This window comes from Ignavibacteriota bacterium, from assembly GCA_016707525.1.
Lineage (GTDB): Bacteria > Bacteroidota > Ignavibacteria > UBA10030 > UBA6906 > JAGDMK01.
In genome coordinates, this window is sequence record JADJHP010000004.1 from 354,027 (window position 1) to 366,348 (window position 12,322).

General features: G+C 58.2%; 8 protein-coding genes. All 8 read right to left on the minus strand.

Annotated features, from left to right (window positions below):
- Nucleotides 1-71: 71 nt before the first annotated feature.
- Entirely contained in the window at nucleotides 72-2,387 is a 2,316-nt protein-coding gene (locus IPI01_09445) for a carbohydrate-binding domain-containing protein (protein ID MBK7258008.1), read from the minus strand.
- Nucleotides 2,388-2,400: 13 nt separating this feature from the next.
- The gene (locus IPI01_09450) at nucleotides 2,401-2,868 is read right to left on the minus strand and encodes a T9SS type A sorting domain-containing protein (GenBank protein MBK7258009.1); all 468 of its coding nucleotides are present in this window, start codon (nucleotides 2,866-2,868) and stop codon (nucleotides 2,401-2,403) included.
- 638 nt (nucleotides 2,869-3,506) lie between these two features.
- Complete coding sequence (locus IPI01_09455) at nucleotides 3,507-4,406, minus strand: SMP-30/gluconolactonase/LRE family protein (protein ID MBK7258010.1); 900 nt, start codon at nucleotides 4,404-4,406, stop codon at nucleotides 3,507-3,509.
- Nucleotides 4,407-4,447: 41 nt separating this feature from the next.
- Nucleotides 4,448-5,557, minus strand: a complete 1,110-nt coding sequence (locus IPI01_09460) for an ROK family protein (GenBank protein MBK7258011.1) — start codon at nucleotides 5,555-5,557, stop codon at nucleotides 4,448-4,450.
- A gap of 1 nt (nucleotide 5,558) precedes the next feature.
- A complete protein-coding gene (locus IPI01_09465; protein MBK7258012.1) occupies nucleotides 5,559-6,878 on the minus strand; it encodes a sugar MFS transporter in 1,320 nt (439 codons plus the stop codon).
- Between the two features lie 302 nt (nucleotides 6,879-7,180).
- A complete protein-coding gene (locus tag IPI01_09470; protein MBK7258013.1) occupies nucleotides 7,181-9,370 on the minus strand; it encodes a PAS domain S-box protein in 2,190 nt (729 codons plus the stop codon).
- A 413-nt stretch (nucleotides 9,371-9,783) separates the two neighbouring features.
- The gene (locus IPI01_09475; protein MBK7258014.1) at nucleotides 9,784-10,365 is read right to left on the minus strand and encodes a T9SS type A sorting domain-containing protein; all 582 of its coding nucleotides are present in this window, start codon (nucleotides 10,363-10,365) and stop codon (nucleotides 9,784-9,786) included.
- A complete protein-coding gene (locus IPI01_09480) occupies nucleotides 10,280-12,157 on the minus strand; it encodes a hypothetical protein (protein MBK7258015.1) in 1,878 nt (625 codons plus the stop codon). The genes IPI01_09475 and IPI01_09480 overlap by 86 nt, the downstream gene beginning before the upstream one ends.
- Nucleotides 12,158-12,322: the final 165 nt, after the last annotated feature.

Here is a 12,322-nt window from a genome sequence, read left to right on the forward strand (position 1 = left end):
GGCGTGATGAATGTCAAGGAGAGGCGGTGCATGCACCGCCCCTCCACCCTCTGCCGGAACAGCTGGTCGTCCTAGAAGGTGACCGTCTGCGCAACCGACGTCGATGTGAACGTGGTCTTCAATGTCCCCCCGGAATACGTCCCGCCGGTGTAGATCCCGTCCTTCAGGGTTCCGGTGCAAGACCCCTGCGTGTAGATCTTGTAGCTCGCCCCTGCTGCAAGCGCCGGGGACGAGAACAGCAACGATGAGTAATTCCGCGCCGGCTTGAACGTGACGACCGTATTGCCGCTGGCATCTTCGATATGGATCAAAGTCCCCGCGCTGATCACCGGGCTGGTCTTCAGAAGTACGGACCGCTGCCCCGATGCCGCATTGGGCAGCTCGATCATGTTGGAATTGATCTGTGACATGGCAACGACTCCTCCGGAGATGAGGAACGTGCCATTCACATCCACCGCGACCTCGGGCTGCGAAGGAGGCCCATGCACGATCACGGTACCTCCGCTGATCGTCATGTTCCCGTTCCCATCGATGCCATCACCGGTGGGTGCGTACAGTGCAAGGTATCCGCCGCTGATCGTCAACTGGCTGCCGTCGTTCCCTTCGATATCGCTGCCGTACGTGGCATTGAGACCGTCGTCACTGGACGTCAGGTTGATCTCCCCACCCTTGAAAAAGAGATTCGGCGCTTCGAAGCCCTCCACCGACTTCGGGATGGTGATCGTACCGCCGTTCACTTCGATCCACACCTTGGACTTCACGGCATCATCCGCCGAGGAGATCGTGATCGTCCCGCTGTTGATGGTGATCAGACTGTCCATCGAGATCGCCTTGGCCTCAGCATAGTCGCCGGCACTGATCAACACATTCGTACCGGTGGTCGTGATCTGCAGTGCCGGTGAGGATCCGCCCGTACCAATGGTCAACCGGCCATCGCCAGAGATCCCCTTCCCGGCAGAACCCGAGTGGGTGAGCGTGATGGTCCCGCCGCTCAGCACGATGTTCCCATCCGCGTTCAGACAGGGGCCTTGATAGGCATCGAGCACACCCAGGGAGTTCGTGTACGTCCCTCCTCCTCCACTCGACGTCACCGCGAGGCTGCCCGACAGGATCTGGATGCCTCCGTCACAGGAGAAGCCCCGTCCCGCACTGCCCGTCGTGGTGATGCTCACCTGCGACCCCTCCAGCACCACCAGACTATCGGCCTTGACCGCCGTGCAGTACGATGGGTCGTAGCCGGAACCCAGCGCCGCCAGAGTAACGCCACCGGTGCTCTGGATCGTCACCTTCCCACCGGTCAGACCTATCACCGACGCCTTGAGGCCCTTCGAGCCTTTGCCGCCAACCGTGAGGAGAACCTCCCCCCCGCTGATCTGCATATGCACCGTCGTCTTCAGGGCATCTCTCCCATCGTTGGCCACATGCGAGATGAGCGTCCCGCCGGTGACATTGACGGGCCCGTCGCCCGCATCGACGCCATCGCTGGTGGCGGTCACTTCCACCGACCCTCCGCTCTGCACGTAACCGTCGTTCGTATGGATCCCGTCCTTCACAGCACTCTGGACCACGATGTGGCCATCGAGCACCTCGATATGGTCATCGCTGCACAGGCCGTGCTGGCTCGTCCCCTTCCCGACGATGGTCAGCGACCCGGTCCCCGTGAACGTGAGCTGCCCTTCACTGAACACGGCGGCTTTCTGGTCTTCGCTGTTCGGGGCTGTGGCGTAGGTCGCGCCATCGGTAAGAGTATTCGTGGTCCCGTCCCCGAGCACGACCGTCACGATCTTGTGTGCCTGCACATTGATCGCGGGACCGTCCGCGTTCGTCAGCGTGAGTCCATTGAGCTGAAGGCCGAAGGGATTCTCCGAATAGATCTTGAACATTCCGTCCGTGCTTGTACCGCCCAGCACATAGGTGATGTCATCGAGCCCGGCAGCAGCATGCACCGTCACATCCGCGCCGGAAACCGTGACGGTCACACCAAGCGCCGCTAACGGGTTGTCCACGGTGACCGAGGCACCATTGTACGCCACCGTCACGGTATGCGCCGAACCGGGGGCAAAGGACATGCTATCCACATCGGCCACAGCGAACGTATTCTTTGCTCCGGTGTGGAGGTAGACGGTCATCGTGTTCGCGTCATCATAGCCGATACTATCGATGGCGCTCACAGAGAACTGGTTGATGGTGGACTTCGTGTGGACGCGCAGGATCGTATTCAACCCGGATCCGGCATTGGCATCCCGCACGCCAAAGGTGATGCTGTCGATCTCTGTCAGGGTGTACTGTGACGACTGTCCGCCCGGGCGGACGATGGTCAGGTTCTGCGCCTGCACGCCGAGGGTGAGGGCCAGGGAAGCAATGAACAGCAACGTGGTCGTTCTCATGGTCGTTCTCCCTTCACTTCATCAGGATCATTGTGCGGGACAGGACGTGCCCACCGCATTGCACGACGGAGATGTACACGCCGCTCGCAACATGTGCGCGGGAGTTGTCCATCCCATCCCACACGACATGATGCAGTCCGGAGGACTGCCCCTCATGCAGCAGGTCTCTGATGAGCGCGCCTCTTGTATCGAAGATCCGGACCCTGACGTCCGAACTTCCGGTGGTCTCGTACACGATGGTCGTGGAAGGGTTGAACGGATTCGGATAGTTCTGCAGGAGCCGGAACGCCGTGGGCGCATAGGACGACGTGCCCGCCGCCTGGAATCCTGTGATCTGCGCGAACGACATGCGCGCGACGCTGTCGATCGGGACCGTGATGGTCTGTCCTGACTTCAGGTGGATCTTCATGTCGTAGCTTTGTCCGAAGGCGCCCGAGCTCATCAGCAACAGGATGGCGGCGCAAATCACCAGGGGTCTCATGTCTCTCTCCATGTCATGGTAGCTTGTACGAAGCCGGTCCGATCGCAGACTGCATTCCCCTCCGGATCACCTGCATACGTTCGCGGGATCACGGCCGGAGTTCCGGCGCGCATGAGTATGGTACGTTCTCGGACAGGCGCAATCAATACCCTGGCTATGGTAGTTCACGTCGCACGACGATGCAGCAGGCTGATGTAGGCCGGATCGTTAAGACCTCCGTGCGACGAACCGCGGGAATGCGGGGAATGCAGGTGTTTCCAGCGATCGAGCGATCCGTCTGACCCTGAACGGGTCAAGGTGGGAAGACATTGAGAAGGATGTGAAGAATGTCAAAACTGCAGAAAGGGTCCCGGAGGTCCCTGTTCACCTGTAGAGAATGCCTATCGTGCCCCCCCGTGCGGAGGGACACCACACTATTTGACGTAGCAGAGCCTGCGCGTCTCCACGAAGGCGCCCGCTTCCATACGGCAGAGATAGATGCCGCTGGCCATACCATCGGCGTCGAACCGTGCCGTGTACTCACCGCTGCCCGCCCGGGGGGGGGCGCCGCCGGGGGGGGGGGCCCCCGGGCGGGGGGGGGCCCCCGCGGGGGCCCCCCCCAGGTACCGGCACGGAGGGTTGAAGGGATTGGGAACCCTTCACGCTGGTTCCTCCGGCGCCCGCATGCCGACCCTCACGCCGGTTGCAATGCCGGGACGGATGCGATAGACACTGGACTTCGCCGTGATGTACAGCGTCTTTCTGTCGGCATCGCCCCATGCACAGTTGGCGGGGGTCTCCGGTGTGGTGATCAATGTGATCAAGGCGCCTTCGGGGGAGACGACCCAGACTCCGCCCGGGCCTGTACAATAGACATTCCCCGCCGAGTCGGTTTTCATGCCGTCGGCATAGCCGTTCTGTGGGATCGTATAGAACACGCGTTTGTTCGTGAACGTGGAATCGTTCGTCGCGTCCCACACATAGATCTTGTGCTGGGGCGACTCATTCACGTACAGCCGTTTCTCGTCCGGCGAGAAACAAATGCCGTTCGGCTTGTCGAACGTGCTGTCGATGAGCTGGATGGCACCTGACGGGCTCAACCGGTAGATCCCCTTGAACGCCAGCTCCTTCGCCTGCCCCGGGGGCACATTGAAGTCGGGGTCGGTGAAGAAGATCGCTCCGGACGATGAGACGACGATGTCGTTCGGAGAGTTGAAGCGCTTGCCGCGGAATGAGGACGCGAGCGGGGTGATCGTTCCATTGACTTCCTGGCGCGATACACGGCGCTGCTGCATCTGCGTGAGAATGAGGTGCCCCTGCCTGTCGTAGGTCAATCCGTTGGAACTGTCCGACGGCTTCAGATGAATGGAGACCGTGGAATCGGCTGGAGACCACCGGTGGATGGTGGACGGCCAGACATCGCTGAACAGAAGTCCTATCCTCTCCTTCCACACGGGCCCTTCAACGAATTGAAAGCCGGTGCAGATCCGTTCGAGCGTACCGCCGGTGGTCTGTCCTGGGCTGTGGCCGGTCCAGAGAAGCGCGGAGGTGATGATCATGGCCAGAACTGCCGGCCGGGGGAAGTGCCATCGAGACTGGTTCATAGTTTTGCGTCAATTGACCGTAGTGCGAACGCATAGGCGCCGATCGAGATCGCTTTGCTTGTGCCGATCCTGGAGATGCCCACGCCGATCCTCATCTCCGGATCATAGCGCAGCGTCCGGGAGGAGCCGGGGATACTGATCTCGCGTGTCGACCCTATGAGGAAGCGCTCGAGCTGGGCGCTTTCCTCCAGATCGTACACGTTGGCGACGAGCCTGCGGAGTGTGGAGCCGTCAGGTTTCTCGAACGTACTGTTCATCTCTTCGATGATCTTCGGGAGGAAGAGCGCGGAGGCACCCGACAATCCCCCGCCGATCACCACGAGGCCATCGACGAGCGTCACGGCATTCGCGATCGCATCACCGACAGCCTCAGCCATGGCAGCGAACGCGCCGACCGCGGCAGCGCGGTTGCCGGGTTCTTCGCCCATCCCGATACGGTAAATATCTCGGGGTGAAGGGGCAGCATCTTCCGGGACCCCGGCAGCACGGGCATACATCCTCCTGACCGCGCGGATGCTTGCATGCTCTTCGATATTCGTGCGGGGGTCGAGTTTGTTCCTGAGCAGCCAGATCTCCGCGGCGATCGAATTGTCGCCGAGGAAGAGTTCTCCGGCACGCACAATGCCCGCCCCGAACCCCGTCCCCAGGGTCAGGCCGAGGAGGTTCTTGTAGCGCTTCGGACTCCCCGCCTTCTCCAGGAGTCCGTTGATGTGCGGAAGAAATCCTGCAATGGCTTCGCCGTACGCATACAGGTCGCCATCATTATTAATGAACACCGGCAGACCGAACTCGGACGCCAGGATCGCACCGAGGGGGACGCCGCCGCGGAAGCCGGGCAGGTTCAGCAGGTCGCCGATGATCCCGTTCGGATAGTCCGCGGGGCCGGGGAACGCGAAGCTGATCGCCACGGGGGGATACGGGAGCCTCGCACGCACCTGCGTGAATCCCTCGATCATCGTCGCAAGGCACGCGTTCAGGTTGTCACCGCGAGTTGGAAGGACGATCTCATCGAGGATCGGTTCCCCTGACCGGATCGCCGTGAACACTGCATTCGTTCCGCCGGCATCGAGGGTCATCACGATCCGGTCATCGTTACGGTAGTCCATATCAGGCCTTCGCCGCAAGAACCGCGGGCGTATGTCCCTTCATGCCATAGTACGCAACATACAGATAGCACAACACCGGAATGAAGAACGCATGGTGTATGCCGATCGTATCCGCGAAGTATCCCTGCAACACCGGGATGATCGCGCCGCCGACGATCGCGGTGCAGAGGATGCCGGAGGCCTGTCCGGTGTGCTTGCCGAGCCCGTTGATCGCCAGCGTGAAGATCGTCGGGAACATGATCGAGTTGAAGAGTCCGACCGCCAGGATCGACCACATGGCGACCTGCCCGAACGACAGCATGGAGAGCACCACGAGTCCGGAGGCGATGAAGGCATTCACGACCAGTACCTTTGCCGGGCTGACGGACCGCTGGACCGCGGAGCCGATGAACCGGCCCACCATGGCAGCACCCCAGTAGAAGGACACGTACTTGCCGGCATCAGCGGGATCGAGGCCGGCAATGTCCGACTGTCCGAAGTAGTTCACGAGAAAGCTGCCGATCGAGACCTCGGCGCCGACATAGAGAAAGATGCCGATGGCGCCGAGCACGAGGTGTTTGTAGCCCCATGCGCTCGGATGGAGGTCGTGCATATTGCCTCCGGCCTCGCCGCTGGACTGGATCTCCGAGGCTTCGATCTTCGGCAACTTGATGACCGCAAAGATCGCGGCAATGCCGATCAGCACTGCTGCAAGGACCAGATACGGCACCTGGACGGCGCTCGCCTCGGTGAGCCGGTACGTTTCCACCTCTGCCGGGCTCATCACACTCAGTTCCTGCGCCGACTTCACCGCCACGGCGAGGATGAGCAGTGACCCGAGATACGGAGCGATCGTATGCCCGAGCGAGTTGATCGCCTGGGAGAGGCTCAGTCTGCTTGAAGCGGTTTCGGGGCGGCCGAGGATCGCGACGTACGGGTTTGCGGCGACCTGAAGCACCGTGATCCCTGCCGCAAGAACGAAGAGGGCGGCGAGAAACATCCCGTACGATTGCATGCCGGCAGCGGGATAGAAGAGGATGCAGCCGACACCGGCGGTAAGCAAGCCTGCCACGATGCCATACTTGTAGCCCACCTTTTCAACAAGGAAGCCGGCGGGTATGGACACGATCGCGTAGGCGGTGAAAAAGCTGAACTGGATCAGCATCACCTGCGTGTAGTTCAGCGTGAACAGCGCTTTCAGGTGCGGGATGAGAATGTCATTCAGGCATGTGAGGAACCCCCACATGAAGAAGAGCGAGGTCAGAACGACCAGGGCGAACGTATAGTTGTTCGTATCGCCGCCGGAGCGGGATGCCAGCGGTGCCGAAGGGGAAGACGCCATACCACTCTCCTGAATGATAGTAGACAATACTCTTGCTTGCGTAGGGATCCACAGTGGCTGCGATGGCCGCGATCATTCGTTCGAGCGAAAGACGCAGAGGACGCCAGGGAATGGTGGAACTCCCAGCCGGACGCCAGACCTGGAGAGGGAGCCCGGATCCGGGCCGCCAGCAGCGCAGGAATGAGGTGTGGTGACGACAGAAAAATGTACTCAGAGGGATGCGAAATGTCAAATGGCCCACATCAAACGCATCAAGGCAGAGGGCCGTATGGAGAGCAGGCGGGTCCTCTAAGGAAGCAGCATCACACCTCGAACTCCAGGATGAATCTTGTCCCCTTGTTCCTCTCGATCTTCATGCTGCCGCCCATCTGCTCCGTCAGCATATCTACAAGCCGCAGCCCGAATCCGGTGGACGTCTTGAGATCGAGCCCTGCCGGCAATCCTATGCCATCGTCTTGAACGACAAGTGTTGCGCGATGGTCTTTGAGCGAAGCAGCAATGCTGATCGTGCCTCTCTCCAGGCCGGTGAAGGCATATTTCATGGCATTCGAGAGGAGTTCATTCACAATGATCCCGAGGGGAGAGAGCAGTTGCGCCTGGAGGATGAAATCCTCAACGTGCGTTTCGATCGCCACCATGCCGGCGTTCGGCAGATTCTCAACGATCTCACCAACCAGCGGTACAAGATACTCGTTGATCGGCAGTTCTTTGAATCCTTCCGATCGGTAGAGCTTGTCATACAGCACCATCATACTCTGCATGCGGCTCCTGGCATCCTTGACCGCTGCCACGGCTCCCGGATCCGTCATGGATCTCGATTGCAGAGACAGCAGGCTCATCATGGTGTGCATATTGTTCTTGATGCGGTGGTGCACTTCTTTGAGCAGCACTTCCCTCTCGGCGAACAGCGCTTCTATCCTCGCTTCGGACCGCTTGCGCTCGGTGATGTCATGAAATATCCCGAGCAACACGGACGGTTGCCCCGCAAAATCCAGGAAGGAGTTCGATACCTCAACCCACATGGTCTTCCCGTTCCAGAGAGTGACTTCTCGCTCAAAATGGCTTTCCACGGTCCGTGACCTGAACCGCTCCTGATGTCGGCGGGAGACATGCTCTTGCCGCCCCTTCTCGTAGACCACCGCAAGAGAGTGCGCTTCCAGCTCAGACCGTTCTTTCCCGACCATCCGGCAAAAGGCCTCGTTGACCCGCAGGATCGTGCCGTCTTCATTCGTCAATCGCATGCCGTCCGTGGATTTCTCCCACACCAGCCGAAACTGGTGTTCCAGCGTGTGACTCGCGACCTCCGTTCGCTTGCGCTCGGTGATGTCGCGGCTTATCACCACGAGTCCGGCAAGAGCACCATTCCTGTCCCGTATGGGTGACCTGGAGACAAGGAGCGCCCGATCGATCTCACCGGTGATCGGATCCAGGCGGGGCCTTCCTTCAGCATTCAGAACAGGCGTTCCTGTCAGCAACAACTGCTCTTCCTCCAGCTTGCTGCGCTCAACGAATTCCCTCGCTATCAGGTCTTCGTCCCTCTTCCCCACAACTTCGTCAGCCGATGGCTTGCCAAGTGCACGAACGCACGGAGGATTGACGAGCATGAACCGTCTTTCAAGATCTTTCACTGCGATCTCGTCAGGGATGGCGTCGATGATCGTCATGAGAAGATTTCTCTCATCCTTGAGCCGTTCTTCTGCCTTCTTCCGTTCAGTGATGACTTCCGTGTATACGATGATCCCGCCGATCGAGCCATCCCCTTCATACCAGGGGCGGCATTCCCAACGAGTCCACTCCACCGACCCGTCTTCCCGTTCATACGGATCGTCTTCCGCGCTCGAGACCTTGCCGGCCAGTGCCAGTCGATGCACCTCTCTCCATTTCTCAGGAAGATCCGGAAACACTTCATAGTGGTGCTTCCCGATGATATCCTTTTCTTTCACGTTATAGTCGGTGAGATAGCGCTGGCTCACATAGACATATCTCATACCCGTGTCATGGACAGCGATCGCGCTGCGGCTGTGCTGTATGACGTAGTGCATCAACTGATGGGAATGGGCGAGGCGATCTTCCGTCCGCCTCCGTTCGGCGAGCTCCCCTTTCAGCAGCTCATTCGCACTATGCAGTTCGAATGCCATCTCGATCGACGACTGCAACACAAAATCTCCCGAGTCCTTGATCACGTAACCGTAGCGCGTGATGCCCCGGACCTTCTCGACCATGTCCCGCTCAGCATGACTGGTCAGAAATACGATGGGAATGGCACTCCTGGAGAGGATCTCGACGGCGGCATCGGGCCCGCTTATCCCCTTCCCCAGGTCGATGTCCATGAGGATAAGGTCGGGTTTGTCGATCCCGGTCGCGATGACAACAGCATTCTCGCCCGTATGTGCGGTAAGGACCCGGTAGCCGAAGCCTTCGATCGATTGTGCCTCGGCGAGAGCGATAAGCACTTCATCTTCAACGAGGAGGATGGTTTTCCTGGCCTGCATGTTCATTGGTCAATCCCTGAGTAGACGGATCCTGCCAACGCGCCGCATGAGATGGTGCTGAACTGACCCGGATGCGGAGACGTCAATGGACACACAACAGAAATGGTCTTCCGTACGTTCGGCCAGGGGGGTGCACGTCTCCAACTTCGGCACCCATCATGCCCCAAGTGTAGCGAACCCGAATGCCAATTTCAAGGAAATGAACGAGCCCCTGAGACCGGTCAACTTTTGACCGCTTGATTTTCAGTTCTGGAGGTCGTACGTTTCATTTGACCGTTCGCATTGCGCTCCCCCCAGCGCGTGCACATGGGCGGTCGGACCCGGCATCCCCCGATGTCGGGTTTTTTTGTGGGTATGACGAGGGCCCGGAGAACATCCCGGGCCCTGTTCTATCTCTCAGAATCCTGCATACCTCACCTTACGAGCAAGAACTTTTTCGTTTCTGTGAAGCTCCCCGTCTGCATGCGATAGAAGTACACGCCGCTCGGCAGGTTCGCGCCGTCGAAACGGACCTCGTGATAGCCCGCTTCCTGGTCCCCGTTCTGTAGGATGGATACTTGCTGCCCGAGCGTATTGAAGACCAACAGCGTCACGTGCGATCGATTCGGGAGACCATAGCGTATCGTTGTCGACGGATTGAAGGGGTTGGGGAAATTCTGATCGATTAAGAACTCTTTGGGGCTTTGTCCCTCGAGCGCAACCGAAGCCACACCACTCGTAGATACCAGCACAGTGTCCGGCGAGGTGACGGAGTTGCTGACAATTACGATCTTGGCTGAATACGCGACCGCAGAAGTCGGTGTGAATCGAACCGTGTCCTCGTATGCTTGACCTGGTGGGATAGTAGCTTGCCTGAGCTTAACGAGAAAATCGGGCGTACTTGTCAGTATGTCTTGGACCTTCAGAGTGTCAATTCCAGTATTTCTGATATGAAAGGTGGTGTCTCTGGTTTGTCCAACGGGGGTCGCCCTTAGTACAATCGACCGGGGATACACTTGAGTTGCTGTAGAGAGTGAGAATTCGCTCAGGGGCCGACGCCACAGCGGGCCACGCTCGTAACTCGTTGCGAAGATCTGAGTGGCGGTCGTAACAAGAGTCCGCGATCCAGGGAACCCCCGAAATTGGAGATTCCATCCCATCCCACCCATAATTCCACCGTTTGCCGTAATCCGGTGAGTGGGCAACCTTTGTTCCGGAATCGATGAAAAGATTGGTTCCGTGAATTGTGACCTTGTGATGCGCGGCCGAATCTGTGGGTAGTGGATATACATGCACGATCCCTATATCCTTCCAATGTACGCCTCTGTCGGAAGACATATAGACATACTCATTGGCCGCTGCGAACAGATTGCTGCCGTCAGTGACAAGATCGTAGATTGAAGCATGAGAATGGTTAATATCTGTTAGTCCCGCATTCAAGGATTCCCAATTCGTCCCCCCATCACGTGTGACGAAAGCCCCTTCGTTGAGGAGGCCGACGTAGATGCTGGAATCCGTGAATGCAATGGCACTGACCCATACTTGTACGCCCGTGGGTAAGCCATTGATGCCGAGAGGTGTCCACGACTGGCCACGGTCGCTTGTGCGATACATTTGGACAAAGCCAAAGTCATTCGAGAAGGCGGCGTAGAGAGTCTTCCCATTGAACGACATGCAGAATACAACCCCATTCGGCGCATTTGTGCATGTCGCCCAGGTCTTTCCGGCATCAAGGGAGACACTCACGACTGTCCGGGTGCCGACGAAAACCACATCATTACTCGCTGCGATCGAAAAAAAACGAGTATCCACCATACCATTAATGTCATTCTGCCAGGTCGCACCACGGTCGAATGTACGGAGGACACCTAGTCCTGGCACAATTACAAATGCTGAATCACCCGTGACTGCGATGCTCCGAACCTCGGGCACATTGAACCCACTGTTTGACATACTCCACGTTGAACCATTGTCAATCGACTTGAAAATGCCAGCCCCCCCAGGGGAACACAATACCGTTCCGTTTGAAGCGAGAACGGCCCACATGTTGTTGTAGGTGAGGGTCCCATATGGAAATGAGATTGAGACATCTGCTGAACGTATCCAGCTCACACCGTTGTCACTCGACCGCCAGACGCCACCACTGGCGGCATACCAATGGTCGCTGTCTATCCAGAGGTCGGTCACGATCGAGAATTCATTCACCCTGTACCAATCCTGCCCGGCGTTCATGGATCGAAACACGCCTTGGGAAGTCCGTGCGAGTATCGCACTATCTTTTGCGACGACCCTCAGGACAATGCCCATGTTGTTTGAAGAATCGGTGATTGAGGTCCAGGACTTACCTTTGTTGACCGAAGCGTAGATGGTATTGTCGTCAGAGGCAAAAAGAAGATGGTCACTTCCGCTAATCGAGTTGACAACCCCGGGAATCGAATCAGAGACTGTCATAGTCTTGAAATCATCAGCCGTGCGCCCAATGGTCAAGCCCAGACTAACATATACCGCCGAGTCCGAAACGAACACTGCCGTTGGGCTGTACTTCGGCAGACCTGGTACCACCTTCCAGCCCAATCCAAAATCTGTACTCCCGAGGAGGGTTGTGCCATCCGTCACATATACACGATTCCCGTTCGCGCTGAAATCGAGCCAGCCACGCCAGTAGCGGGGGAAACCACTGTTCCCATTCCAAGTCCACGATGATCCGAAATCCGTCGAGGAGTAGACCCCGGAGAACTGTCCGACAGCCAGAATAGTGTTTCCCGCCTTCACAAATCTTGATACTTTGCCACCCTCGATCCCCTTCACGTCTTTCCATTGTGCATGGGACGACCTTAGCCCACCCGCAAAAAGAAGAGTCACGAGAAATAGGATTACACTTCGCATATTGACCCTTGACGTGTTGTGCTCGATGCGGTACTTGGCGATTCGAAACCGGAAGGTCAAAATATCTATCTCACTCTTTGAATAGAG

Coding starts and splice junctions, on each gene's coding strand:
- IPI01_09455 (MBK7258010.1), bottom strand. CDS start 4,406: ATGATCATCACCTCCGCGCTTCTCTGGACCGGCCACAGCCCAGGACAG.
- IPI01_09465 (MBK7258012.1), bottom strand. CDS start 6,878: ATGGCGTCTTCCCCTTCGGCACCGCTGGCATCCCGCTCCGGCGGCGAT.
- IPI01_09450 (MBK7258009.1), bottom strand. CDS start 2,868: ATGAGACCCCTGGTGATTTGCGCCGCCATCCTGTTGCTGATGAGCTCG.
- IPI01_09470 (MBK7258013.1), bottom strand. CDS start 9,370: ATGCAGGCCAGGAAAACCATCCTCCTCGTTGAAGATGAAGTGCTTATC.
- IPI01_09445 (MBK7258008.1), bottom strand. CDS start 2,387: ATGAGAACGACCACGTTGCTGTTCATTGCTTCCCTGGCCCTCACCCTC.
- IPI01_09460 (MBK7258011.1), bottom strand. CDS start 5,557: ATGGACTACCGTAACGATGACCGGATCGTGATGACCCTCGATGCCGGC.